This window comes from Methylacidiphilum caldifontis, assembly GCF_017310505.1.
In the GTDB taxonomy this organism is placed as follows: Bacteria; Verrucomicrobiota; Verrucomicrobiia; order Methylacidiphilales; family Methylacidiphilaceae; genus Methylacidiphilum; species Methylacidiphilum caldifontis.
The window spans coordinates 1,787,992-1,812,504 of the sequence record NZ_CP065957.1 but is presented as its reverse complement, the minus strand read 5'-3'; the positions used below and the strand labels follow the sequence as shown (position 1 = coordinate 1,812,504).

Here is a 24,513-nt window from a genome sequence, read left to right as displayed (position 1 = left end):
TAATACATGTTTTTAAGTGCAATCTAAAAAACTACAGATAATAATTATAAATTAAGCCTAAAAAAAATGGCGGCCGTAGCTCAATCGGTAGAGCACCAGATTGTGGCTCTGGCTGTTGCGGGTTCAAGTCCCGTCGGTCGCCCATAACTCTATTGCTCTTTAAATCATTCCATTAAATTTCATCTCGAACTGATAAGCTATGTTATTGAAAGCGGTTAAAAGTTCCTTATAAAAACAACTTTTTTTACAACTTGTTATCTAATGGAAATTAAGCTTAAAAAATTCAATTTTATCTTACTTTAAGCAATAGTTTCCCAAAATTTTTATTAGCTTTCAAAACACTCAAAGCTTGAGGTAACTGATCCCAAGGGAAAACTTGATCTATAACTGGCTTTAGTTCTCCATTAATAAAATAAGGAAGAATTTTTCTCCGGAAATCCTGAGTTAAACATATCTTCTCTTCTATGGGTCTCGAACGCAGTGTGGATCCAACGAGGGTTAACCTTTTCCGAAGTAAAAGCTCAAGGGAGATCTCTGTCTTTGTTCCTCCTAAAAGCCCAAGACACAAAATTCTACCTCTTTCAGCAACCAGGGAAAGATAAAGACTAAAGTTTGCCCCTCCTACTAGGTCAAAAATCATATCCATTCCCTTCCCCTCAGTTCTGGATAAAGCCCACTCAACAAGATTTTGTTCCTCAGCTACAACGACATCTAAGGCTCCAACCTCAAGCAGCCTATTTTTTTTGGAGGGAGTCCTCACTGTACAAAAGGGCTTTAAATTCTTTATCCTGGCCAAAGCCAAAGCAGAAAGACCAACACCGCTTCCCGCTGCCGAAATCAAAAGAGTTTCATTTTCTTTAGCTTTTAGTCTATACTCTAATCCATCCCATGCTGTAAAAAAGGTTTCTGGAATGGCTGCCGCCTCCATCAGAGAAAGTTTTCCAGAAACAGCCAACGCCATTCTTTCATGAACGATGATTTCCGATGAAAAGGCTCCACCTATAACTAATCCGAACACCTGATCGCCCTCTTTCCAAGATTGTACTTCTAAGCCCACCTCGCTTATAATACCAGAGAACTCCAATCCTGGAATCTCATATGGAACAGCTGGTCCTGGTTGGGGATAGACACCTTGCAACTGGAGGAGATCAGCTCTATTGATACCCGCATAATAAACATCAATTTTTAATTCGGCTCTTCCAGGATGAAGGGAAGGGAGACAAACCGGCTTGAGCTTTCTGTGCTTATTTTCTTCTTCGATTATCCAGCAGCTTCTCATTATCAACAGGACACTCTTTTCATTAAACCAACTTGATTATTTTTTCCTGCCCACAAGCCATGGATAAATTTGAGCCCAGTTTAAAGGAATTGGAGCAGGTTTGCCTTCCGGCAGTTTAACACAAGCAAGAGTCTGACGGCAAAGGGCAAGCAGTTGACCCGCAGAATTTTCTTTCCTTAATTCAAACTCGATCTGAAACCGGACTTTTTCTACCCGACTAAGCCTGGAAATGATTTGCACCTCGTCACCTAGCCTAGCCGGGGCTTTATAATCGATCTCCGTTTTTACCACCACGGGCACAAGACCCGTCCGTTCCATTTCTTTCAAAGGCCATCCAAGCTTTTCGGCCAGTTCTGAACGGGCAACCTCTACAAAACGTAAATAAGCAATATTATGGACAACCCCACAGGAATCCGTATCGAAAAAAAAGACCTTGATTTTTGACTCTGATTCAGGAAGTTCGGCTAGATTGGGCATCTGAAAAAACTATTACAGATTTTTTGCTTCATGTTCATGCTTTTTTTACTTAAAAATCAACCTTAATGATAAGAAAAATCGTATCTGGTGGCCAAACAGGGGCAGATAGAGCAGCTCTGGATTGGGCAATTGCAAAGGACATACCTCATGGAGGATGGTGTCCTAAAGGCAGGCTTTCAGAGTCGGGAATCATTCCCTTACGTTATCAGCTTTCAGAAACCCCTACAACAAGTTACACAACAAGAACGGCATGGAATGTATGGGATTCGGATGGCACTTTGATTGTCACTTTAAATCCAAGCTTAACCGAAGGCTCTCTGGCCACCCAAAAATTTGCAGAAAACTTTGGAAAACCTTGGCTTCATATTCATGAAAATTCCCCAGAAAAAGAGATCAGGGTCCAAGAATTTCTAAGTTCAAATACGATCGAAATTCTTAATGTTGCAGGCTCCAGAGAAAGTAAAGAGAAAGGCATTTACGAATTTTGCTATCAACTTCTCGAACACTCCATCAAAAAAGAAGTGCTACCGGAAAGTTTTTTTCGAGCTCCCGATTACGGCTTAGCCCTAGCTTTTAGACAAAAAAATCAACAAAATCAGTTAACCTCCCTTAGAGACATAATAAGGCTAGAAGATATAAATGTAGAAGCATTCATTGGAGTAACAGAAGAGGAAAGGAAAAAAAAACAGCGGATTGTTATATCGCTTGATCTTTATTTAGCCCTTCAGGTTATCCACGAAGCCCGGCTAACCGATAATCTTTCTAACACCTTGGACTATGCTGTAATAAAACAAAAGGTAGAACTGATTGCCTCCTCAAAACCAAGAAATCTCATTGAATCTTTAGCTGAAGAGATTGCGGAAGAGCTGTTAACTAATCCCCTGATTTTAGGGCTAAAAATAAAAATTTCAAAATTTCCTTTTCCAAATGTAGGCCGAGTCACTCTCATTATAGAACGTTCCAAAAGTGGTCAATGATTGACCTCCTCCCCCGCCTGAAGGCGGAGGATTCCTTCCTGCCACTAGAGACCTAGTTGCACCCCTTGGATCGGTCGAACAACCGACTCCCCAGCGCTACACTGGAGAACAGGCGATCCGGGCCAGTCCAGCCCTTCATATGTTCATCGCTCCCACTGTATTGGCATGACCCTCATACCCGCACCTCTCGCACCGGAATGTCGTTTGCCTCGGCCGATTCGCTTGGTTTACATGTCCGCATTCCGGCACCGGACCAGTCTGGCTCGTGTACGGGGCCAGTACGATCCTCAGCCAGCCCCCCAACCCGTGGAGCTTGTAGCCCAAGGATGTATCAAATAAAACCCTCTTGGCGAAAATCATAAATATTTTTCCCAACAGACATTCGCACCCAATCGATCAGAAACTTAAGTAGGGAGACTTCCCAAAGTTCTTCTTCCCCTTTCAAAAGAAGTGATAAAGGATCTCCTTCTTTAAGCAGCTCTTCTTTAAGTCTTTCACACACCTCTTCAGGAGAACCTTTAACTTCATTGAAACGAATGTCATCTTTCTTGAATAAAAATCCGTAGCGCAAGAAAGAAACATTCCCTTGTTGAGCATTCTTTAGCAACCACTCGGCATACTCTTGAGCTTCTTTACCAAAACCCTCCAATGAAAGCTTGGCAAACTGCCGTGAAGTAATAATCCGGGGTCTCTCGGCCTCCAGTTTTCCTTCCCTCACAAAACAGACTTCCACCCTGTCGAGATCTTCAGTAACAAGGTGATAATTGAGAAGAGTCGTCCCAAAAGTAGAAACAACACGCCGAGGCGGTAAAATAATTTGTGTATTTTCTAAAGCATATAAAAAGTTGTCTTCAAAATTCATATTTTTACTCAGCTTTATCCTGTAAAAACATAGTAAAAATTTAAAAATAAAGCATTTAAAAGTTATAAGCTATACAAAATTAAACAAATTTTCCAGGATTTAAAATTCCTTTTGGATCCAAACTCCTTTTAATTTTTTCATGGAGCAATCTTGATTGCTGACTTACCGCTTTTTGCCACCAAGGCAACTTGGCGATCCCTATGCCATGCTCTCCAGTTATCGCACCATTCCATGACAATACAGAATCGAAAAGAATATTTAAAGCTTCTTCGGCCTGCTTGCGTTTCTCTTCTTGCAACCAATCAACCATCAGGTTGACATGAATATTCCCATCTCCAGCATGACCAAAACAAGCAACCGTTAAATTAAATTCTTTTTGAAGATCTTTCCCTAAGTTGATCAAATCGATAAGTCGACTGCGAGGGACTGTGACATCTTCGTTGAGTTTTGTTAATCCACTTGCTTTAAGAGACATGGAAAAAAGACGGCGCGTTTGCCATAACTTTTCACATTCCTCTTCACCAAATGCTTTAGATAACCTCTTTGGAGAAAAATTCTTCAACAGATTTTCAAAAAACCCGATGTCCGCATTGACTGCTGCTTCGCTCCCATCCACCTCTAACAAGATATGGGCGTCATAGAGAGGAATTTGTTCCTTTGTAAACTCTCGGGCGCATTTAAGGGTAAATCGATCAGCAATTTCCAAGGCCGAGGGCATAATCCCAGAAGACAATACATGGTTTATGCATGAAATCGCCTCCTCCATTTGCTCAAAATAAGCTGAAAGCCCAGCTCTAAACGGAGGCTTAGCTATCAGTCGCAATGTAATTTCTGTAACAAGGCCAAGCAATCCTTCAGAACCCACAAAAAGCCCAGTCAAATCAAATCCCGTTTTATTTTTAATTGTCCTTCCCCCAACTTTAGTAATCGATCCATCGGCCAAAACGACCTCAAGACCCAAAACATAATTCCTTGTAACCCCATACTTCAGGCACCGAGGTCCCCCAGCATTTGTAGCTACATTTCCTCCAATCGTGCATTCCATAACACTAGCAGGATCTGGGGGGTAAAAAAGCCCTCTCTCTTTGACTTTTTCCTGAAGTATTCCGGTTATAACACCTGGCTCAACCACAGCAACAGCATCTTCAAGATGAATTTCTTTAATCCTATTCATTTTTTCAAAAGAGATCACAACTCCCCCTTTTGCAGGAACAGCTCCTCCCACATAACCTCTTCCTCCACCCCTCGCTGTGACATATATACCTTTTGAGTGAGCAAATTGCATCAAGGCTATAACATCTTCTTTAGACTCCGGGAAAAAGACCCCATCTGGAATACGAGCATAGAGCCATGCATCCTTCGCATATTTTTCAAGAATTTCTTTTTGGAACGAAAATTTACCAGCAAAAAGGTTGTGCAACTGTTCAAGCCATAATTCCATCAAAATCGCTCCTGATCTTTTCCTAATTGTTGTTGTTTAATTTAACAAAAAAAAATTGTTGAACATGATAATTATACATAAAAAAAAATAGTGTTCTATGAGCTTATTCTTCCCAATGATGAACAAAAATAAAAAAAACGGGCTTGAAATCGGCTCTGACATACCAGAAGCCAAAGTTTTTGATGTCGATGGCAATCCCCTTTCTCTTCGAGAAATTTGCAAAGGGGGATTAACATTACTCTATTTTTTCCCCAAAGCTAATACTCCTGCTTGTACTATACAAGCATGCCATCTTAGGAATCGCTTAACAGATCTTCAGAAGAAAAATATAAAGGTCTATGGTATAAGTAGGGATAAGCCTTGCACGCAAAAAAAATTTTCCCAAAGCTATAATCTTAATTTTCCTTTGCTAAGTGATCTCAACGGGGAAGCCTGCAGAGCTTTTTCAATACCCCTTTTTCTGGGCATACCTAGACGCGTTTCTTTTTTAATTCAAGAAGGCAAATTGATCTGGCGGGATTTCCACCCTAACATATGGAAAACTGCTGAAGATGTTCTTGAAGCAATTACAGTCAGTGATTATTGGCCTAAAGATTGAAAATTTCTATTCTACACATTCAGTTTAAAAATATTGATAATCCCTTAGCTTTATGGCTATTTTTTAGATTTCTTTCCTTTATTTATTTCATCGCCTTTTTGTCTCTTTCTTGGCAAATCCATGGATTAGTCGGATCAGAAGGCATTCTTCCCGCTGCACAATTTCTTCGTTTTGTTCATGACCAAACGGGTTGGGAAAGATTTTTTTATGTTCCTACCCTTTTCTGGTTTATTCCCCCAACTGACATCATTCTCAAGCTAGGAACTATACTGGGTCTTCTTTTTTCGGTCTTCCTTTTTTTTAATATCGCTCCTTCTGTCTCAAGCTTATGTCTTTGGATCCTTTATCTTTCTTATGTATCCATAGGGCAAGTCTTTTTTAATTTTCAATGGGATGGTTTACTCCTTGAATGTGGTTTGCTTTCTATTCTTTTTTCACCATGGAATCTCTTTTGCCGACTCTCTACTTTGACGGCTCTCCCTCCTTGGGCTACCTTCATGTTTCATTGGCTTCTCTTTAAACTCATGTTTCTCTCAGGCATTGTTAAGCTCCAAAGCCATGATCCCACTTGGCGTGCATTAACGGCTCTCAAATATCATTACGAAACAGAACCCTTACCTACGCCTCCCGCTTGGTTTTTCTATCATTTTCCGATGACCTTCCATGAAGTATCAACTTTTATGGTTCTCTTCATTGAACTGGTCGTTCCCTTTGCTATTTTTTTGGGCAAAATAGGCAGAAGAATAAGCTTTATTCTTTTTTCTTTTTTACAACTTTTTATTATCTTTACAGGAAATCATGCCTTTTTCAATTGGCTATCCCTGGCATTAGGTCTTACTCTGCTTGACGATGATTGGATAAAAAAAATCTTTCCCTTTTTTCTTCGATTGACTCCTACTTGCTGCCCTTCAATTCAGAAAAAATTTTCTCCTTTTCTTTCCCTTTTTGTTTTTTTAATAAGTGCTTTGTTTTTTTTAGAATCTTTTCTTCCTCCTTATCCTCAAGATATAAAAAGAATTTTAAATTTTATCGCTTCCTTCCGCTCAATAAACAATTATGGAGCCTTTGCTGTAATGACAACGAGAAGACCCGAAATTATTATCGAAGGGAGTAAGGATGGGATCGAATGGAAAGAATATCCGTTTCGATGGAAGCCAGATGATCCCCACAAAGCTCCATCATTTGTTTCGCCTTTCCATCCTCGAATGGATTGGCAAATGTGGTTTGCCGCACTCAGTACCCCCAGGGAAAATCCATGGTTTGTTTCTTTATTATCTTGCTTGCTCAAAGGGAAAAAAGATGTCATCAATCTCTTCAAAGAAAACCCTTTCCCTTCATCGCCACCCAAATACATCCGTGCACATCTCTACATTTATGAATATAGCTCTGCCTCTGAGAAGAAAGAAAAAGGCCTCTGGTGGGATAGGACTTATCTAGGACTTTATTTTCCTCCTTCCTCGCTGATCCCCGAATCAACAAAAAAGCAAACCCTTGAACCTCATTTACCAAAAAGAATTAAAAAATTTCAGCGGCTTTTTGAGCTTCCTGGATAGCTTTGGATAAAAGTTCTTCTCTTTTTTCAAAAAGACTCCCTTCGACAACCACCGTTACAATGTCGTTTATGCCTATAAACCCAAGAATAAGTCTAAGATAAGGAAGTTGAAAGTCATATTTCTGGAATTCGGTTCCCTCAGGATAACGGCCTCCTCGAGCACAAATAAGACAAGCCCTTTTCCCTAGAACAAGTCCTTTGTAACCTTCCTGCGGGCTATAAGAAAAGGTATAGGAAGGCTGAACGAGGATATCTATATAATGTTTCAGTGGGTAGGGAATAGAAAAATTCCACATTGGCAACGAAAAGATGTACTTATCAAAAGATACAAAATGGACAATTAGGTCTTCCACCGCTTTCCATGCCCTTTTCTGTTCCGGCGTTGGTTCTAATCCATGCAAAAGAGCATATTTGCTTTCGAGTATATACCCATCGAACCGCAGCAAATCTTTTGACCAGAGATCCAATAATTCAATGGAATCCTCTGGATGTATTTTTTTATATTTTTGAATAAAAGCCTTGGTTGCTGCAATGGAAAAAGATCTCTCTTTTCTTGGAGAAGCTTCTATATATAAAACTTTGGCCATTTTTTCTTTCTCTCGCACTATCGGTTAGGTTTGTTTTTGGGAACAATAATCTGTTTCTTTAATCTACCAGGGGAAGAAGTCTTCTTTTGACTGAATCTTTTTGTTGGGCTTTCCGCTACGGGTAGAAATGATCGCACATAAGGTTTTTCAGGGGTATAATACAAATTGGTTGCAACCACACAGTAGGCATACCCATAGGGATCTGTTGAACCATAAGGAAACGAAGGATACTTAGCATCAAAATGCTTGCCCATTAAGGGAAGAGCAAAAGCTCTACCCAATGCAACAACAAAAACGCATATAAAGAAAAAACCTAAAGCCTTTTTCATGGAAAATGATCAAAATTTGTATCTCAACCCACCAAGAACAAGATTGGCTTCAAATTGATCAAAATGAGTAGAGATCGTTGTTGATGGACCAAAAACAGCTGGATTGCCTGCATACGAAAAGTTCGAACTTCCAACCCAGACAAACCGGTATTCAACAATAAAACTTAACCGATCAGTTATCCACCTTTCGACTCCAGCAATACCCTGAAGAGCAAAAGCTCCATTAGAAGTATCTATGCCTTTGCCAAATAAATTTTTTCCTGCAAAATTTCCTTTTCCTCCAATTCCAGATATGGTCGATTCCCATAAGTAAGCTCCTCCGACACCCACTCCAAAGTTAATAACAAGAATCGGAGTATAGAGTCTAAGAAGACCATCTATGAAAAACAGCCCTGAGTTAAAATTATCCTTAAAATCGATATTTCCCGCCACCGGGTTCAGTTGCGAGGCAGCAGCCGTCATTCCCATATAATAACCATCAAACTGCACAGATGGAGACCAAAAAAAATCTCCTGTAGTCCCCATCATTTCCTTGGGAAACTCATATCCAATCTCGATCCCCCCCACTCCATTCACAATTCCTCCTCTAGGATTAAATGTGGCTATACCAACGGGTGAAGGATACAATGAATAACCGTAATTTCCAGGAGCAGAAAAAGATCCTCCTCCAAATACCCCCGCATAAAGACCAGTCTTCAAGGAAAAAGGAGCCTTTTTTTGGTATTCTTCTTTGAGGTTTTTTTCTAGCTCTCTTTTATCTGAGGGCAAGGTGTTCTCATTTTGAGGAACTGCTGCTAAAACTGCCGAATCCCCACCTTCCATTTGAGGATCAGATGTATTGCGGTTAGAAGAGACCAAATTAGGTTTTTCTTCAGCATATTCATCTTCGATTTCTGCTCTCAAAGAAAAAACCCCTACACACAGAGTCAAATAGATAAGACATATCAGACAAGCTAAACTTTCTCTTTTCTTTTTGAAATATATCATTTCTAGAAAACGTTAAACAATAAATAACCTTAATGGATTTGCTATCATTATTGTTTTAAAACTGTCAATGGTTTTCTATCAACAATTGCGTTTTTTGGGCTCACAATCAGAACTAAATGAGAAAAAAAAGAACCGGCTTTGCCCCCTTTATGCCGGTTCCATTAAATAATCGCTCCAAGTCCAACTCTTCAGCTCACTTTAACTTCAACAGTCTTTGGCTGCGCCTTTTCTCCCTTAGGCATGTGGAGATACAAAACCCCATCTTTAAACTCTGCAGATATTTTATCTTCCTCAACTCCCTCGGGTAATTCAAAACTTCTGCTGAATGCCCCATATGCCCTTTCGACCCGGATATATCTTTTCTTTTTGTCCTTTTCTTCCTTTTCCACTTTCCTTTCGCCAGAGACGGTTAAGATATTATTTTGTATCGATACCTTAACCTCTTCCTTTTTAATTCCAGGAAGATCCATTTTGACTAAAAACTCCTTGTCATCCTCTGTGATGTCCGTAAAGGGACGCCATTCACTCAATTCAAAAGGTTCGATCTCTTCCGAAGTCAGGAGTTCTAAAGGCCTTTCAAAAAGAGAAGCCATTTTTCTCCGCATCTCTTCAAGTTCCTTAAATGGATTCCAAAGTGCTGGTTGAAAAGGACTCCTCTTGGATAGTAGATCAGCCATAACACCTCCTTGTTGATGTTTTTAGTTTTCAATTGTAATTTAAAAGAGAATAATTTATTGTCAAGCCATTGAAAATAAACAGTTAATCAAAATATTTTATGGATTTTATGAAGGAATAATCCTAAAAAAAAATAACTCGACTTTGTTTTAATTTTGCCGAATGACCTTTATCTTGGACTTTATTTTTCACTGGGATCATTATCTCAGGGAAATCATTATTACTCATAAAGAGGGGATTTATCTTTTGCTTTTTGCCCTCATATTTTGTGAAACAGGCTTAATCTTTACCCCTTTTCTTCCTGGTGATTCTCTTCTTTTTACACTGGGGATCTTCGCTGCTGAAGGTTGGCTTAATATCTATTATTTGTTTGTTTTTCTGAGCTTAGCAGCGATTGGAGGTGACAATATCAACTATTTTGTGGGTCATAGGCTTGGCAAAATGATCTGTTCGGTAGAAAAATTCTTTTTGATTAAAAAAGAACATATTCATAAGACGGAAAAATTTTTCGTTAAATTTGGAGCTAAAGCGGTGTTTTTATCTCGATTTATCCCTATTATTAGAACATTCACTCCTTTTGTTGCCGGAGTAGGCTCAATGAGTTATGGTCGGTTTGTTTTTTATAATATCTCAGGAGGGATTTGTTGGATCAGTCTTTTCCTTGGATTAGGGTTTTTTTTGGGCAATCAACCCATTATTAAAAACAATATTAAAATTTGTATTTATGTAATCATCTTTGTTTCCGTTCTGCCCCTCATTATCGAGTGGATAAAATCCAGCTTTTATAGTAAAGTGGGAAGATTTCCAATCTCTGGTTCTAAAAAATAAAACCATAGAAAATATTGCATAGAGGTCTCTAACAATTAAGTTGATCATCTTAATATTTAGGATGATAAAGATGAAAAAAGAATCCTTTGAATTCCTTTTATCCTTGCTTAAAACTCCCAGTCCATCAGGATATGAAACGGCTTGTCAAAAAGTGTGGATTGATTATGTAAAACGCTATGCCCATCAAGTAAAAGTGGATGCCTACGGCAACGCCATAGCATCTCTAAACTTAGAAGGCAAACCCAAAATCCTAGTCAATGGACATATTGATGAAATCGCCTTTCAGATCCAGTATATAGACGATTCGGGTTTCCTCTATTTTTCCCCGATTGGAGGGCCTGATCCCAAACTTGCCAGGGGAAGAAAAGTGAACATTTTTCACGAAGGCAAATCCGTTCCCGGAGTTATCGGAACTCTGGCAATCCATATGCAAGAGAAGGAAGAGCAGGGAAAAACTCCAAAATGGAACGAACTTTTTATAGATATTGGGGCCTCAACAAAGCAAGAAGCACTCGAGCATGTCCAGGTTGGAGATCTCGCCCTTTATGAGAGCGAAGTCTTCTGCCTTTTAAATGACATATGGGTTTCCCGCGGCTGTGACGATAAGGTCGGCGCTTTTACGGCTGCGGAAGTGTTGAGAATATGCTCAGAAGAAAATATTTCTGGTCCATGCATTATAGCCGCTTCAACCATCCAGGAAGAAAATGGACTCTATGGAGCAAGCATGATCGGTTATTCGGTCTATCCTGATATCGCTTTTGTATTTGATGTTGGCCATGCCACAGATATTCCTATCGCTGAAAAGAAAAAATTCGGAGACATCCACCTTGGCAAAGGTCCTATCTTAAGTCATGGGAGTGTAAACCACCCTGGACTGGTCAGTTATCTTAATAAAATAGCCCATAAATTGTCTATTAATCATCAACACGGTATTGATCCTAGACGCTCAGGGACTGATGCCGATGCTCTATTTATTCAAAGAGGAGGAATTCCCACTTGCTCCATTGGAATCCCCAATAGATACATGCATAGCCCTGTGGAAGCTTTCCATTTAAGAGATCTAGAAACGGCCGCTTTGTGGATTGCCTCATTTTGTAAAGAAATTAAGAGTAAGGAAGAAATTCTGGGCTTATAAAAAAAAATCAAAAGAAAAAACCTTTAAATAAGAATCGTTTTAAAGAAAAGTGAGAGAATAAATTTTTTTCCCTTTATCTCTTTTAAAAATTGAAAAATATTACAACAAGATCGTTCAAAAAAGGCGTTTTTTCCCTATAACCCTTTTTTGATACATTTACGAAATAATAGTGGGTGATTGTTGATTCACATTCTTATGAATTTTTTAAATGATGTACTGGATAAACAATTAAATATTTCAATAGGATATTAGGTTGTTATGATAAAATGGGTGAACAAATGAGTATGAAGGCAAAAAGACTCCTCCATACCCGACTTAGGATAAGCAATCTCGAAGAGTCGATTAAATTTTTTACTCAAGTTCTTGGAATGAACGTGGTCAGACAGACAAAATCCCCAAGGGGATCTGTTCTTACATTTCTCAGGATTGCTGGAAGCGAAGAAGAAATAGAACTTTGTTATTATCCAGAAAGTGGAAAAGTCGATGTTCCCCCTGATTTAATCCACCTTGCATTCGAGGTCGATAATCTTGAACAGTTTGGCATTCACAGTTCAAAGCTGGGTTACCCGTTTTCTGATGGTCCAACAATAACGAGCTCTGGAACAAAATTTGCGTTTATTGATGGACCTGACGGGTATGAAATCGAGTTAATCGAACGAAAAGAGAATGATTCAATTTGAAAGTTTATGGCTCATCCAATTCGTCTATCTATAAATATCGGAATAAATCCTTTCCAATTGCCAAAAGAGATTAAAAAAGCTGAAATATTCAATTGTGATTCAATACATGTGGATGTAACCGATGGGCATTTTGTGCCCAACCTTTCTATCGGACCAGATTTTATTGCTGCTTTGCGATCGATGACTAACCTACCCATTGAAGTGCATCTTCTCATTCAACAACCCGATCGTTTCGCTAGAGATTTTGTTGAAGCCGGAGCTGATTTGCTCATTGTGCACATGGAATCACATCATGATATTAAAAAAACAATTAATCTTATCCATGGCATGGGTTGTCGCTGTGGACTAGCTTTAAATCCATTGACCATTTTCGAGAAAAGCATCAAATATCTTTCTCAACTTCAAGCTCTTCTTATTCTTGTTACGAATTTTCCACCCAAAAGCCATGCTTTCCAGCCCGACAAGCTTTCAAAGATAAAAAAAGCCAGGGAATTCCGTGAAAAGAATAACCTGAACTTTCAAATACTTGTGGAAGGAGGGCTTTCGGCTCAAACAATCCCTTCGACTGTTATTGCAGGAGCTAATACGCTCATTTTGGATAGTTCTTTTTTCAAAGAAGACCTCTCTGTTCAAAGCCTTTCGGAAATTCTTAAAGACATTGATGAAGCTTCCGCTGGAGGCTAACTACTCCGATGAAGCCGAAGTTCTTTTCCCTCCTTCCTTTTGAGGATCCTTAATCAATTTGGATACAGACAGATTTTGTTTCCAGGTAGTTATCTAGCACCGCATGCCCCATTTCCCTACCCCATCCCGATTGCTTGTAACCTCCGAAAGGCAAAGAGGCATCAAACACATTATAACAATTAATCCAAACTGTCCCCGCCTTGAGCTTTGCTGCAAGCCGATGAGCTTTAGAAATATCTTTGGTCCATATTCCTGCCGCAAGTCCATATATCGTCTGGTTAGCTACAGGGGCTATTTCTTCGGTATCTTCAAAAGGAATAGCACAAACAACAGGTCCAAATATCTCTTCGTTAACAATTTTCATGGAGGAGTTGACCCCACTAAATATCGTAGGGCTTATGAAATAACCTCTCTCTCCAAAGCGTTTACCGCCTGTGACTACGGTTGCTCCTTCATCTAATCCGGAGCGAATGTAAGAAAATACCCTATCATACTGTTCTTGAGATACAAGAGGTCCCATTTCTGTTGAGGGATCAAGGCCAGGACCAAGACGGATTTTTTTTGCCTCTTCAGTTATTCCCTCTAAGACCTTATCAAAAGCTTTCTTCTCCACATAAAGTCTGCTTCCTGCACAACAACACTGTCCATGATTAAAAAATATAGCGGATGCAGCACCCGGTATCGCAACAGACAAATCAGCGTCAGAAAACACAATGTTTGGAGATTTGCCTCCGAGTTCAAGACTAACTTTTTTCAAATTTGAAGTTGCCGCTTTAACAATAATTTTACCTACCTCTGTTGAACCTGTAAATGCAACCTTGTCAATATCCCCATGAGCCGCAATAGCAGCTCCGGCCGTTTCTCCAAAACCAGGTAAAATATTGACGACTCCATCGGGAAATCCCGCTTGCTGGATGAGTTCGCCTATCCATAAAGCCGAAAGTGGAGTCTGCTCTGCGGGTTTAAGAATAACCGTACATCCTGTAGCAAGAGCAGGTCCTAATTTCCACGCAGCCATTAATAAAGGGAAGTTCCAAGGGATAATCTGCCCAACCACTCCAATAGGCTCTCTCCTTGTATAAGCTACAAATTTTTCAGGTGAGGCCAAAGAAAAAGGAATCGTATTGCCTTCTATTTTTGTAGCCCATCCCGCCATATAGCGAAACAGATCAATGGATAAAGGAAGATCGGCAACTTTGGCCACGGCCATGGGTTTTCCGTTATCCAAAGATTCTATTTGAGCTAACTCTTCAAGATTTTCTTCAATCAAATCAGCAAGTTTCCAAATTAACTTTGCTCGTTCTGCAGGAGACATTTTCGCCCACGGTCCGTTTTCAAAAGCTTCTCTTGCTGCTTTTACTGCTTTATCTACGTCTTCTTTGTCGGCTTCAGCGACATAAGCTAAGACTTCTCCAGAGGCAGGATCATAAGTCGGAAAAGTTTTTCCTGAAACCGCATCAACCCATCGACCACCTATAAATAGCTTTTTTGGAGTTTTCAGAAATTTCTGAACCTTAGGTAACAAGGTATAAGATGATGACTCAGATTTTGTAATCGAATTTGCTGTTAACATAAAATCTCCTTTGGCAACTTTCTGTCTAGAAAATAATACCAACCAATTGCACTAAATCAATCCATAATTACATGATCTGTTCTTGATTCTATCCGAAATATCTGTTATTGGCTTACCTTTCAATTGGAATTCAACTCATTAATCTAACCTTGAGAACACTTTTTTCACACCTCAGCGATGCACTTTCTATTTTCCTGTTCAACTGTCTTCAAAAACCTCATACTTTGCCTTCCGATTTTTCCATTCAGTTAGAGCAGTATATCAAAAGTTGGGAAAAGTCATCTCTAGAGGATTATTATAGTCCTGACCCAGGGTATGAAAAAAAAATATCCGCTTACATAGCTTCCAGCCTTAATTGTTACAACCAAATTGTTTTCCCAAGTTTTATTAGAGGACCTGACCGTTATTCTAATTATGCCATTTTCGATCTGTTTCCCTCCAAACTAGGATGGGACCGGTCACCCACAATGATTATTGTACATGGACTTTTATCTCTTTCACTTAAAGGCTACGTCAAATGGATAAAGTGGCTTAACCAAAAAGGATGGAATGGAGCCATTATGCATTTGCCTTATCATTTTCAACGAAAAGCTCCTTTTTTAACCCTGTCGAGTTCCTCTTGCGTTCAACCTAATCTTTTATATACCATGGAGATATTACGACAATCCGTTATTGACCTTTATATTTTTACAAAGGGTCTAAGTTTGGCAGGATCACCTCATATTGCAGCATGGGGAATAAGTTATGGGGCATGGACGATCAGCCAGCTTTCCTGTATCCATGAAATATTGCAAAAATTAATTCTTGTAGAGCCCTTGCTTCATCTTGATCATGTCATCTGGCACTCTCCGATTGGCAAAGAAATAAGAAAAAAATTGACTCAACAAGGCATTACTCCCCTAAATACCTCTCCTCACCTTAGACTCGCCTGTCCAAGCTTATCAAAACCCAAACTTGAGGGTAATAATATCCTTATTGTAGGCGGCCTCTTCGATAAAATTAGCCCTCCATGGATTCTTGAAAAAATTAAAGAAAAATGGGAAACCAAGCATCTTTACCTTTTTCCCGTTGGTCATCTTAATTATACATTGACTTCTAAGAGTTTTAAGCTTGCCTTAAAATGTTGGAAAGATGATTTTTCCCTCTCCCCATTATTGACAAGAGCTAAGAAAAGCTAATGATAAATTAAGCTCCCAATGCATGCTGTAAGTGGTGTTTACAACGGTCCATTAGAAGAAAAGAGAATCATTCAGATGGTTTCAAAACTCCGCATGGAACTATCCGGAGAACCAACGCTGGGGTTTGCCTTTTCATGGTCTGGTTACTTGGATCAAGATCCAAGTAGCCTTGCAGAGCTTTCTGATATTCTTACTATCTATGGCCATCTCCAGCATCTTGTCGTCGTGGGTAGTTCTGGAACTGTTGGTCAAGGCATAGAAAATGAAGGAACAGCTTCTTTCTCGCTTCTCCTTATCCATAACCCTAATTTAAAATGCCAAGGTGTAGTACTTTCCCCTCAGATGATTGAAACTCTTGATCAAAAGGAAAATTGGTACTCCCTTTTCCCCTTCGATTCTCCTGAAATCAAGGGCTTCAGTGTATTTGCTGATCCAATAAACTTTCCTATAGAAAAATTTTTGAAGGGATTAACCCAAGCTTATCCTCATGTCCCTGCCTGGGGAGGCTTGACAAGTGGCAAAGAAAATGAATGCTCTATCTATTATAATCGAAGAGCTGTATCGGGATGTCTTCTTTTAGCTTTTGCGGGAAATATCATCTTTGATGTCATTGTATCCCAAGCTTGTCGACCCATTGGAGAACCCTATACAATAACCCATGCTGACCAGAATATTCTCTATACGCTGGGAAGAAAAACTGCTTACCAGGCCTTAGCCAAAGCCTTTGACTCGTTAACAGAACAAGAACGGCTTGCTGTTCAAGGTCATCTTTTCATAGGCTTAGCTGTTTCTGAATACTTAGAAGAATTCAAACAGGGAGATTTTCTCATCCGCAATATCTTGGGTGCTGATCCTTCTACAGGAGCCATTGCCATCGGAGCATTACCAAGGGTTGGACAGACAGTCCAATATCAATTAAGGGATCCTCACACCGCTATTGTTGCTCTTCAAAAATCCTTAGAAGATGAAAAATTAAAATGGCTATCTCGTGGAAAAATCCCTTCGGCCGTATTACAAGCAATATGTGCAGGAAGAGGGAAAACCCTTTTTGGCACTTCTTCTATTGATGCTCAAAGCATTCAAAAGTTTTTCCCAGGGGTCGCTCAAGCCGGTTTTTTTGCTAACGGCGAGATTGGGCCTACATGCGGGATGAATTTCCTTCATGGCTACTCTACCTCCATCGCATTTCTTGCCGAGGATTGAGAACTTTTTAGTCCCCTTTGGTTACTGGAGGAAGAAATCTTATTGCCCTTGTGAGGCAGTTTCAGATTTATAAGAAGCGGCTATCCAACGGTTTAGAGTTTCTTCGGGATATTGAAGATCTTCTTTAGTCAATATAAAATCATTAGTTCCATTATTTTTTTTAATTAATTTCAAACCCAAACTATAGTTTTTAAATTTCTCCTTACATAGATCGATAACGGAAATCCCTTTTTCATGCGCTTCTTGTTTAAGAGCCTCTATCGCATCGGGATGAAAATGAATTCGGATCTCGTTGGCTTTATAAAACTCAAGGAGAAACTGTTCGATCTGTTCGTTTTCCTTATTTTTTTTATTTTCCTCTATCTTTTTTAGAATCTCTCCAAGCCTTTTTTCTGGATCCAAAACTGTAAAGCTATCAATCTCTAGTTCACGAACACCGCTGCCCGGAAGTTCAAACCGAAAAGGCCTTAAAACTTTTTCACAAATGGTCATAAGACCCCTAGCCCCAGTCTTTTCTTCTATGGCTTTTTCGGCAATAAGATGCAGAGCTTCCTCAGTAAACTTCAACTCTATACCGTATGCAGCAAAGGAACTTTTATACTGTTTAAGGATAGATCCTTCAGAATCTCGAAGGACATGAAAAAGATCTTCTTTCCCCAAAGGTTGACAAAAGACCCGAACAGGCAATCTTCCGATAAACTCTGGCTCAAGTCCATACTCAACAAAATCCACTGTCTGGGCTTCTGCAATAATATCCGAGGGGACTCCTTCAGGACCATGGGGTTGAAAGCCTAAATGTGATCTACGGATTCTTCTCTGAACGATTTCAGAGAGTTTTTCAAAAGCCCCGCTTAAGATAAAAAGAATATAGCGTGTATTGATGGTCTTTCGAGGTGCTTTACTGCCTCTTTGAAAGTCAAAAAGAGACTGCATCTGTCCAAGGACATCATGGGCAGCTTTAATGGGGACATCGGTTTCTTCGAGCAGCTTTAACAAGTTGGACTGTACCCCCCTGCCACTGACATCCCTACCCATGAAATGAGAAGAAGCTAACTTGTCTACTTCATCCAAATAGATAATCCCATACTGAGCGATTTCTATATCTCCTTCTGCTTGCTGAATAAGTTCCCTCACAAGATCCTCAACATCCGCCCCTACATAACCTGTCTCAGAAAATTTGGTGGCATCCGCTTTCACCATGGGAACACCTATGCAATCTGCAAGACATCGGATAAGATAAGTCTTGCCCACCCCACTGGGACCAACAAGAAGCACATTTTGTTTGACATAATGAGTGGGGCCACGGCCCATCAGGGCTTCTTTAACTTGGTTATAATGATCACAAACAGCTACGGAAAGGACTTTTTTAGCTTCCTCTTGTTTAATAACAAACCGATCAAGGTAGGCTTTAATATCCTTAGGAGTAAACTGAAATTGCAATATCTTTTCTTTGAATCTTTCTTTTTGATCCTCTTTTGCAGTTTCAGAGACCTGGGGAGAAGGATTTCCAAAAGATTTAACGAAATCCTGAAGCCTTTTTTGCATTTCTTGGGGGTCAGGGAAAATAAAAGATGCCATATATTCAAAATTGAAGAAAACTGGAGTCGAAATCAAGATGGATAGCTAAAGAATCTAAAATAGAATTTATAAGAGCCACCCCGAGTCGAAATATTCGGCAATCCCTTGTTCTAAAGAATATTTTGAAACATATCCCAGATGCTTCTGAGTCAACTCCAGGTCAGCTTCAGTATGCGATTGATAAAAAGAATAAGGACAGGGGAAATACTCAGGCTTAGCATCTGTCTTTAATGTTTGATTTAAGATATGAACGATATCATTGAAAGATCGAGCATGACCACTTCCAACATTGAATAAAGGTAGAGGACAATCCTTTATTGCCGTTAAAAGGGTTGCTCTAACCACATCAGCAACATAAACAAAATCCCTCTTCTGTTCCCCATAAGAAAAAAGTCTAGGGTTTTTCCCCTCTTTAATCTGTTTTGCTAATTGAAAAATCATACTTGAAGCACTTTTCTTATGAGCTTCCCTTGGACCATATACGTTGAAATACCTCAGCCCAGTTATTCTGGTTTGAGGATTTTCCTTCATGTAAGCCGTAGCAATTCTTTCCATCTGCAATTTGGAAAACCCATATGGATTTGCTGGCTGAGGGTCATCTTGTAGGCGATTTTTTCCCGAACGCATCCCGTAGATCGCTGCAGAAGAAGCATAGATAATCTTTGTAGAAGTTCCTGAAAAAAAACGGAGCAAGGACCGAAAAGCTTCCACGTTATTTTGCATCTGCCTGCGCTCATCGAGTATAGTTGTATCTGTAAGGGAAGCTAAATGGAAAACCACTTCGATTTCTTTTTTAGAAAAATAATCTGACCAATCGAAGCGATAAAGATTTTCGGTAATAATGTCACAATGAGCATTAAGAATATTTTTGAAGGAACCGCTTGAAAAATCATCTATAACCACCACTTCAATCTCTGAAAGCTGATTTAAAAGTTCTAAAACAAGATTAGAACCGATAAAACCGGCTCCCCCTGTAACAACAATTTTTTTTCCCATAATCACTTTTTAATACAAATTTTATAGTCTTAAAACATCAAATCTCTTAAACCCTCAGTTCATAATTGAGAATAGACAATAAAAAAAGAGCAGCCGTTTCAGACCGAAGGATTTGATTCCCCAGACTGACAGGAATAAAACCCCTATCCAAAGCAAATTTTTTTTCCTCATCCGTTAAATCACCCTCTGGACCAACCAGAACAGCAACAGAAGAAATATCCTCAGAGGTATGGCTTTTAACAATTTCTTTCAAAGACTTTGACTCTTTACCAAGGAATGCCACAAGTTTCAACGACGAAGAAAAATCCCTTTCTAAAACATCTGATAGGGAAGAGATTTCAAAAAGTTCGGGCAATTTCCTCTGTTGACTCTGCTTAGCTGCAGCTATAAGGATATCTTTCCATTTCTTTTCTTTAAATTGTTTTCTTTCTTCTTTTGTAAATAAGCTACGACCCGAAATAACCGGAATAATCTGATCAACGCCTATCTCGGTCACTTTTTGCAGAAGAAACTGCATGGCTTTGTTCTTCAACACCGCTTGAATCAAAATAAACAATGGTTTTTTAGAAAGACTATCCGGCCTTTTTTCTTTCAACAAGGAAACAAAAACCCTGTTATTCTCTATTTTTTGGATCTGCGCTACCCAACTGCTCCCCTTGCCGTCAAATATTTCAATGAGATCACCTACTTTATGTCGCATGACATGAATACAATGGTGAGATTCCTCGTGATCTAGCTGCCCTAGGGCATAATCTGTGCAAAAATAAAGCTCCATGACCCAACTTTTCTAGACAGACTTTTCAAATTTGTAATTTTTGGTATCTTCTTTCAATAAACAAAGCGAATAATAATACTTTCTTTTAACTTAGAGCTTTAGGATCAAGTTGAAAGTTTTAGTTACAGGAATGATCGCTGGAATGAGCGATCGGGCTTTTATCCAGAAAGTCGTTGAGTTGGGCAAGCTCAACGGCAGGAATATTCATGTTTATGATGCCATTCACGAATTCACAAAAGGTGGGAAAAAACCCCTTGAACGACTTCTCGGAACAACCGATTACGTTTTCGAATTAACCAGGGAAAGAGAATACGAAAAAATTGGATTCGATATTCAGAAAAATGGCTATAAGGACGTTATAATAAGGCTTCCAGCAACCATTGAATGGAACAGAATAAATAGAAAATTTAAAGACCAAAGGATTTTGCGTGACTTCATTGGACCCGATGTAATCGTTACACTCATTGAAGCGGAGTGGATAATCAAAAAAGAGCTTGAATCCATTGATTCCCAGGATCCTTTTCTTAAAGCCCTAAAGGCTCGACAACATACCATTTATGAAATTCTATCCTGGATGAACGAGGAAGTTTCTTTATCTGAAGATTGGGCAAAATACATGAATATTCCTCATTATGTCATTTCCGTCAATGAGTCTCCCGACAGTCTTTATAAGCTAGTTGCTTACCCAAGACCTTGGGTTGTCTATGCAAGCTACTCGATGACCCATGCTACGGAAGATATGAGGAAAATTGTTAATGAAATCATCCGCAAGCTTCGCTATTATGCGGTCGTTATAGACCCCCAAACAGTGGAGATATCCCAAGAATTTGATTCTCCCCTCGATAAGGAAGTGATTTATGCCTATACAGTCCACCGGGATCTCCATTGGTATGTCGGCAAGGTTCATGCTGTCATTGCGATTCATCCTTATCCCGAGAGACCTCCACTTTCCGCGGGCATGATGGATGAACTAGGGCATGCACGAGATTATATGAAAACCCGTTATATGATCTTCCCCAAAGGTTTTTCTCCCTTTACTACGGATTCTTACATCGAAAAAGGACACCTTTTCGAAACGGCTGAAGAATTCTTTGATTACTTGGAAAATGTGGAAAAAAGGCAAAAATATACCGATATACTCGAACTCTAAGGGGCTTTTATGACCGCGGCGCTGGCCACTTTTATAGATTCTACCTTGCTTCGTCCAAATGCTTTAGATCAGGACATCGTTAAACATTGTGAAGAGGCTAAAAAATACGGCTTTTATTCTGTCTGTATACAGCCTTGTTGGGTTTCTGTGGCTACTCAATTACTCCATAACAGTCCAGTCAAAATAACTACTGTGATTGGCTTTCCTCTAGGTGCCAATAAGACTGCAGTGAAAACACTTGAGGCTTTCGAAGCTATTAAAGATGGAGCCGATGAACTCGATCTTGTTCTTCCCCTTTGGGCAATCTCCATTAACCGTTGGGAAATCATAGAAAAAGAAGTCAAAGCTATTTGCGAGGTAGCGAATGGAAAAGTACTAAAAGCGATAATTGAGACTGGATATTTCAATCCCTCTGAGATAGAAAAAGCAACTTATGCAGCTATCCAGGGAGGAGCAAAGTTTATAAAAACATCTACTGGTTATGGTCCCCGAGGAGTAGATATAAAAGATATCTATTTTCTCAAGTCCATATTACCCCCAGGAGTTGGAATAAAAGCCTCTGGTGGCATTCGTTCTAAACAATTTGCTCTCGATCTTATTGAAGCAGGTGCCACTCGAATTGGGACTTCTCATGCTCTTTCTATTTTACAATAAAAGTCCAGTCCCATCCTTTAGCTGTTGAATGTCATACAGTTAAAATAAAATTTAATCCAGAGACAAACGGATTCGAACAGAGTCATTGCCGTTGCACTAGCCTTGCCTATTACTGCCCATACAGGAACGAAGCTGACTTCCCGCTTCATCGAGGCCGGTTTCACGCAGCTCTTGTAACCTGCGCCAGAGTCTTCCTCCCCACAGGTTTCACATCTGGCAGAACTCGCCTCAGGACCGTTTGGGCTAACCAGGCCATATAAGCTAGAAGATTTCTAGCCACATTCATTTCCCGGTCATGGCTTTCACCACAGTGTGGGCAAATCCCCTTTCTCACTGAAAGCTGTATTCTATTTGGATTGTTCCATGGACTAAACGCGCTCTATTAATGGTACTATGGATCTATCAAGAAAGCCTAGGAGCTATTTTTTAGAGAAAAAAACGCATTATCCTTTTACCCAGAAGAGGATACTCACACGCACTTCATTCTATTCTAAGAAAAAGAATATAGGCCTTATTTGATGCCAAATCGTTCTAATATCTCGGTTTTATCGATTTTAGTTAAATCTGCTGGAATCGTCTTTAAAAGAGTTTTTTTTGTCGCTGGATCAAGCTTTTCTATAATCCTTGGCAGAATTTCTGAACCTGCTGATAATGCCCAAGCTGCAGGATTGTATTTTTTAATAATCAGGTTGATTGTTTTAGATAATTCACAAATCAATTTTCTTCGAATTTCAAGTTTCTCATTATGTCTTTCGCCTACCGATCTTTCACCGGTTAAAGGATAACTGACTACAGCAAACTCCCCCTGTTTGTCGGTATCAATGTCCTTCAGTTTTTTTCTACCCATTTCAATGATCTGATCATCTATAAGTTGAGCATGAGAGTTAGTTGTAAGTTCGTCTTTTGTAATCTTGTATGCTTTAATCTGGCCAAGATCGGCTACAATGATTATGTCTAATCGCATATCCGCCTTTTTGTGTCTTTTATTCGTTCCGAAATTTGAAAAGAGTAATTTTTTGTTATAATTGTATAAAATGCAAGAGTAAATTACTCTTGTTTATCCTTTCTTGTAAGAATTATACATTGTAGTCAACTTTCAATGAAAGCAATGGTCCTTGAAAGACCCAAAAGTCCATTAGTTCTAAAGGACGTTCCCATCCCTGAACCAGGTCCAGGTGAAATTCTTCTAGAAGTACTTGTATGTGGGATATGTAGAACAGATCTTCATGTAGTTGATGGGGAATTGCCCAACCCCAAGCCCAACCTTATTCCTGGACACGAAGTCATTGGGATTGTAAGAAAACGGGGACCAGGTGCAACTAAATTTTCAATTGGAGAAAGGGTGGGAGTTCCTTGGTTAGGCAAAACTTGCGGTCAATGTAAATTCTGTAGTTCAGGAAGAGAAAATTTGTGCGATCAGCCTGAATTTACAGGTTATACCCGGGATGGAGGCTATGCAGAATGGATAAAAGCTGACGAAAGGTTTTGCTTTCCTATTCCTTCACTATATACCGACGAAGAAGCTGCCCCTCTTTTGTGTGCTGGATTAATTGGGTTTCGCTCCTACAAGCATGCAGAAAAATCTGACCGAATAGGTTTCTATGGCTTTGGAGCGGCTGCTCACATTCTAATTCAGATTGCCAATTATCAAAAAAAAGCCATTTATGCTTTTTCAAAACCTGGAGATATAGAAAGCCAGAATTTCTCACTTTCTTTAGGCGCAGTATGGTCAGGGGACTCCACAACTCTGCCTCCAGTTCCCCTGGATGTAGCCATTATTTTTGCCCCCGTAGGATCCTTAGTTCCACAAGCCCTCCGTGCCATAGAAAAAGGAGGGACAGTCGTATGTGCAGGAATATACATGAGCGATATACCCTCTTTTCCCTATAAAATTTTATGGGAAGAAAGAAAAATTGTTTCTGTGGCTAATCTTTCTAGAAAAGATGGAGAAGAATTTTTTAAAATAGCATCGCAACTCAAAATACAAACACAAGTTCAAACTTTTCCTTTAAGCGAGGCCAATAACGCTCTTCAAAGACTTAGGGAAGGAAAGGTACAAGGAGCCCTTGCCTTAATACCAAACTCAATGCAATGCAATAGCAATTGACTAACCGTTTCCCAAAAGACCTAAAGGTAGTATCAAAACCATAGCTTTTTTCAATCCTTCTTTTTTGATCCAGAGTTTGATTACTAACAAATAAGGAAGGTAAAAAAACGGAAATCTTATTCCTTTTTGCCGCATAAATCGAAAAAACGACTACAAAAACACTTGCCTTTTTTGTTTTATCTGTCATTTAGTATTTTCCCCATGTTAA

The 24,513-nt window shown here is 39.5% G+C and carries 26 protein-coding genes and 1 tRNA gene; 13 read left to right on the top strand and 14 right to left on the bottom strand.

Annotated features, from left to right (window positions below; genetic code table 11):
• Positions 1-69 precede the first annotated feature (69 nt).
• Positions 70-142, top strand: a tRNA-His gene (locus tag IT6_RS08430).
• A gap of 147 nt (positions 143-289) precedes the next feature.
• Here the strand turns inward: IT6_RS08430 and IT6_RS08425 are convergent.
• A complete protein-coding gene (locus IT6_RS08425; protein ID WP_134439648.1) occupies positions 290-1,279 on the bottom strand; it encodes an NAD(P)H-quinone oxidoreductase in 990 nt (329 codons plus the stop codon).
• Positions 1,280-1,315: 36 nt separating this feature from the next.
• Positions 1,316-1,756, bottom strand: coding sequence for an acyl-CoA thioesterase (locus IT6_RS08420; protein WP_206826049.1), 441 nt, complete (start codon positions 1,754-1,756; stop codon positions 1,316-1,318).
• 65 nt (positions 1,757-1,821) lie between these two features.
• Here IT6_RS08420 and IT6_RS08415 point away from each other — a divergent pair, with 65 nt between their 5' ends.
• Positions 1,822-2,733: a YpsA SLOG family protein gene (locus tag IT6_RS08415; protein ID WP_134439646.1), complete on the top strand. Its 912-nt coding sequence runs from the start codon at positions 1,822-1,824 to the stop codon at positions 2,731-2,733.
• Positions 2,734-2,868: 135 nt separating this feature from the next.
• Here IT6_RS08415 and IT6_RS10685 read toward each other — a convergent pair whose 3' ends face one another.
• The 3 genes from IT6_RS10685 to IT6_RS08400 all read right to left on the bottom strand — a co-directional run bounded on the left by IT6_RS10685 (position 2,869) and on the right by IT6_RS08400 (position 5,036).
• Complete coding sequence (locus IT6_RS10685) at positions 2,869-3,093, bottom strand: zinc ribbon domain-containing protein (protein WP_206826047.1); 225 nt, start codon at positions 3,091-3,093, stop codon at positions 2,869-2,871.
• Positions 3,065-3,595 (bottom strand): hypothetical protein, encoded by a 531-nt coding sequence (locus IT6_RS08405; RefSeq protein ID WP_134439645.1) that lies wholly within the window; start codon positions 3,593-3,595, stop codon positions 3,065-3,067. Before IT6_RS08405 ends, IT6_RS10685 begins: the two co-directional genes overlap by 29 nt.
• Before the next feature lie 79 nt (positions 3,596-3,674).
• On the bottom strand, positions 3,675-5,036 hold the full coding sequence (locus tag IT6_RS08400) for an FAD-binding oxidoreductase (protein ID WP_206826045.1): 1,362 nt from the start codon (positions 5,034-5,036) through the stop codon (positions 3,675-3,677).
• A gap of 115 nt (positions 5,037-5,151) precedes the next feature.
• Here IT6_RS08400 and IT6_RS08395 point away from each other — a divergent pair, with 115 nt between their 5' ends.
• On the top strand, positions 5,152-5,634 hold the full coding sequence (locus IT6_RS08395) for a peroxiredoxin (protein WP_242524181.1): 483 nt from the start codon (positions 5,152-5,154) through the stop codon (positions 5,632-5,634).
• The gene (locus IT6_RS08390) at positions 5,631-7,187 is read left to right on the top strand and encodes a lipase maturation factor family protein (RefSeq protein ID WP_206826037.1); all 1,557 of its coding nucleotides are present in this window, start codon (positions 5,631-5,633) and stop codon (positions 7,185-7,187) included. The genes IT6_RS08395 and IT6_RS08390 overlap by 4 nt, the downstream gene beginning before the upstream one ends.
• Here IT6_RS08390 and IT6_RS08385 read toward each other — a convergent pair.
• The 4 genes from IT6_RS08385 to IT6_RS08370 all read right to left on the bottom strand — a co-directional run bounded on the left by IT6_RS08385 (position 7,150) and on the right by IT6_RS08370 (position 9,766).
• Positions 7,150-7,773, bottom strand: coding sequence for an FMN-dependent NADH-azoreductase (locus IT6_RS08385; RefSeq protein ID WP_206826035.1), 624 nt, complete (start codon positions 7,771-7,773; stop codon positions 7,150-7,152). The two genes, IT6_RS08390 and IT6_RS08385, sit on opposite strands and share 38 nt — an antisense overlap.
• Positions 7,774-7,790: 17 nt before the next feature.
• A complete protein-coding gene (locus tag IT6_RS08380) occupies positions 7,791-8,102 on the bottom strand; it encodes a hypothetical protein (RefSeq protein ID WP_206826032.1) in 312 nt (103 codons plus the stop codon).
• A gap of 9 nt (positions 8,103-8,111) precedes the next feature.
• Positions 8,112-9,089 carry an outer membrane protein gene (locus IT6_RS08375; RefSeq protein ID WP_134439640.1) on the bottom strand — a complete coding sequence of 326 codons (978 nt, stop codon included), beginning with the start codon at positions 9,087-9,089 and terminating at the stop codon, positions 8,112-8,114.
• Between the two features lie 188 nt (positions 9,090-9,277).
• Complete coding sequence (locus IT6_RS08370) at positions 9,278-9,766, bottom strand: Hsp20/alpha crystallin family protein (RefSeq protein WP_206826030.1); 489 nt, start codon at positions 9,764-9,766, stop codon at positions 9,278-9,280.
• A 160-nt stretch (positions 9,767-9,926) separates the two neighbouring features.
• On the opposite strand from IT6_RS08370, the gene IT6_RS08365 reads away from it, so the two are divergent.
• The 4 genes from IT6_RS08365 (at position 9,927) to IT6_RS08350 (ending at position 13,091) form a co-directional block, all read left to right on the top strand.
• Entirely contained in the window at positions 9,927-10,592 is a 666-nt protein-coding gene (locus tag IT6_RS08365; RefSeq protein WP_134439638.1) for a VTT domain-containing protein, read from the top strand.
• A gap of 70 nt (positions 10,593-10,662) precedes the next feature.
• Positions 10,663-11,727 carry a M20/M25/M40 family metallo-hydrolase gene (locus IT6_RS08360; RefSeq protein WP_206826029.1) on the top strand — a complete coding sequence of 355 codons (1,065 nt, stop codon included), beginning with the start codon at positions 10,663-10,665 and terminating at the stop codon, positions 11,725-11,727.
• A gap of 278 nt (positions 11,728-12,005) precedes the next feature.
• Positions 12,006-12,407 carry a VOC family protein gene (locus IT6_RS08355; protein ID WP_134439636.1) on the top strand — a complete coding sequence of 134 codons (402 nt, stop codon included), beginning with the start codon at positions 12,006-12,008 and terminating at the stop codon, positions 12,405-12,407.
• Between the two features lie 6 nt (positions 12,408-12,413).
• Positions 12,414-13,091, top strand: a complete 678-nt coding sequence (locus tag IT6_RS08350) for a ribulose-phosphate 3-epimerase (protein ID WP_134439635.1) — start codon at positions 12,414-12,416, stop codon at positions 13,089-13,091.
• Positions 13,092-13,140: 49 nt separating this feature from the next.
• Here IT6_RS08350 and IT6_RS08345 read toward each other — a convergent pair whose 3' ends face one another.
• Positions 13,141-14,664, bottom strand: a complete 1,524-nt coding sequence (locus tag IT6_RS08345) for an aldehyde dehydrogenase family protein (RefSeq protein WP_134439634.1) — start codon at positions 14,662-14,664, stop codon at positions 13,141-13,143.
• 107 nt (positions 14,665-14,771) lie between these two features.
• Between IT6_RS08345 and IT6_RS08340 the strand changes: the two genes are divergently transcribed.
• Positions 14,772-15,842 (top strand): alpha/beta hydrolase, encoded by a 1,071-nt coding sequence (locus IT6_RS08340; protein ID WP_242524179.1) that lies wholly within the window; start codon positions 14,772-14,774, stop codon positions 15,840-15,842.
• A gap of 18 nt (positions 15,843-15,860) precedes the next feature.
• On the top strand, positions 15,861-17,045 hold the full coding sequence (locus IT6_RS08335; RefSeq protein WP_134439633.1) for an FIST signal transduction protein: 1,185 nt from the start codon (positions 15,861-15,863) through the stop codon (positions 17,043-17,045).
• Positions 17,046-17,084: 39 nt separating this feature from the next.
• Here the strand turns inward: IT6_RS08335 and IT6_RS08330 are convergent, their stop codons facing one another.
• The 3 genes from IT6_RS08330 to IT6_RS08320 all read right to left on the bottom strand — a co-directional run bounded on the left by IT6_RS08330 (position 17,085) and on the right by IT6_RS08320 (position 20,394).
• On the bottom strand, positions 17,085-18,590 hold the full coding sequence (locus tag IT6_RS08330; RefSeq protein ID WP_242524178.1) for an AAA family ATPase: 1,506 nt from the start codon (positions 18,588-18,590) through the stop codon (positions 17,085-17,087).
• Positions 18,591-18,689: 99 nt separating this feature from the next.
• Positions 18,690-19,619 carry an ADP-glyceromanno-heptose 6-epimerase gene (rfaD, locus tag IT6_RS08325; RefSeq protein WP_206826026.1) on the bottom strand — a complete coding sequence of 310 codons (930 nt, stop codon included), beginning with the start codon at positions 19,617-19,619 and terminating at the stop codon, positions 18,690-18,692.
• A 46-nt stretch (positions 19,620-19,665) separates the two neighbouring features.
• Positions 19,666-20,394 carry an RsmE family RNA methyltransferase gene (locus tag IT6_RS08320; protein ID WP_134439630.1) on the bottom strand — a complete coding sequence of 243 codons (729 nt, stop codon included), beginning with the start codon at positions 20,392-20,394 and terminating at the stop codon, positions 19,666-19,668.
• A 109-nt stretch (positions 20,395-20,503) separates the two neighbouring features.
• Here IT6_RS08320 and IT6_RS08315 point away from each other — a divergent pair, with 109 nt between their 5' ends.
• Positions 20,504-21,544 carry a hypothetical protein gene (locus IT6_RS08315; RefSeq protein WP_134439629.1) on the top strand — a complete coding sequence of 347 codons (1,041 nt, stop codon included), beginning with the start codon at positions 20,504-20,506 and terminating at the stop codon, positions 21,542-21,544.
• A 9-nt stretch (positions 21,545-21,553) separates the two neighbouring features.
• Positions 21,554-22,198, top strand: coding sequence for a deoxyribose-phosphate aldolase (gene deoC / locus IT6_RS08310; RefSeq protein WP_206826025.1), 645 nt, complete (start codon positions 21,554-21,556; stop codon positions 22,196-22,198).
• A gap of 511 nt (positions 22,199-22,709) precedes the next feature.
• Here deoC and IT6_RS08305 read toward each other — a convergent pair.
• Entirely contained in the window at positions 22,710-23,162 is a 453-nt protein-coding gene (locus tag IT6_RS08305) for a host attachment protein (RefSeq protein ID WP_134439627.1), read from the bottom strand.
• 135 nt (positions 23,163-23,297) lie between these two features.
• Between IT6_RS08305 and IT6_RS08300 the strand changes: the two genes are divergently transcribed.
• Positions 23,298-24,305, top strand: a complete 1,008-nt coding sequence (locus IT6_RS08300) for a zinc-dependent alcohol dehydrogenase family protein (RefSeq protein WP_134439626.1) — start codon at positions 23,298-23,300, stop codon at positions 24,303-24,305.
• Positions 24,306-24,513: the final 208 nt, after the last annotated feature.